This window comes from Mesorhizobium sp. M7A.F.Ca.AU.001.01.1.1, assembly GCF_004022735.1.
Classification (GTDB): Bacteria; Pseudomonadota; Alphaproteobacteria; order Rhizobiales; family Rhizobiaceae; genus Mesorhizobium; species Mesorhizobium ciceri.
Window position 1 is genome coordinate 1 of record NZ_RZPF01001296.1, and the last position, 658, is coordinate 658.

Genomic DNA, 658 nt, shown 5'->3' on the forward strand with positions numbered 1-658 from the left:
GTCGGAAGCTGGCCTGTCCGAAAGGCCGTCAGGCGCTGACGTCGCGCCTACTTGCCGCCGTTCAGCCTTTCACGCAGTTCCTTGCCGGTCTTGAAGAACGGCACCCATTTCTCCTCGACCTCGACGGATTCGCCGGTGCGCGGATTGCGTCCGGTGCGCGCGGGACGATTTTTCACCGAAAAAGCGCCGAAGCCACGCAACTCGACCCGGTTGCCTTCGGCAAGGGCGTCGGTGATTTCATCAAAGATCGCGCCGACGATGTTTTCGACGTCGCGCAGGAAAAGATGCGGATTGCGCGTGGCAATAATCTGCACAAGTTCGGACTTGATCATGAGACGGGTCCCCGTGAAAGCAGTGCGGTCAAAATTATGAGGATGATTTTATTTGCTTTTTTCACTTGCCCCAAACGGCTTCTCAAGGGTGCCAGACGGAAACGAGACCGTCAAGAAACAAGCGGTCGGCTCCGAGTTCATGGATGACGTCGCTGCTGTAGGCGGGCAGGCCGAGCGCACTGCCGATCGTTTGCGCCATCGCTTTCGAGAACAGGAAGCCGCTGCGCCGTTCGGTATCCTTCCACTCGACGACCTTGAGCTTGGCATCGACGCCCTTGGTCGCCAGCCAGTCGACCGCCACGGTCTCGCCACCGACGGCGTCGATC

Annotated in this window: 1 protein-coding gene and 1 pseudogene; both read right to left on the bottom strand. The window is 59.4% G+C overall.

Features of this window, described 5'->3' with window-relative positions; all coding sequences use genetic code 11:
• Window positions 1-47: 47 nt before the first annotated feature.
• A complete protein-coding gene (locus EN884_RS37750; protein WP_006200394.1) occupies window positions 48-332 on the bottom strand; it encodes an integration host factor subunit beta in 285 nt (94 codons plus the stop codon).
• An 82-nt stretch (window positions 333-414) separates the two neighbouring features.
• Window positions 415-658, bottom strand: a pseudogene (locus EN884_RS37755) (signal peptide peptidase SppA); the annotation flags it as partial.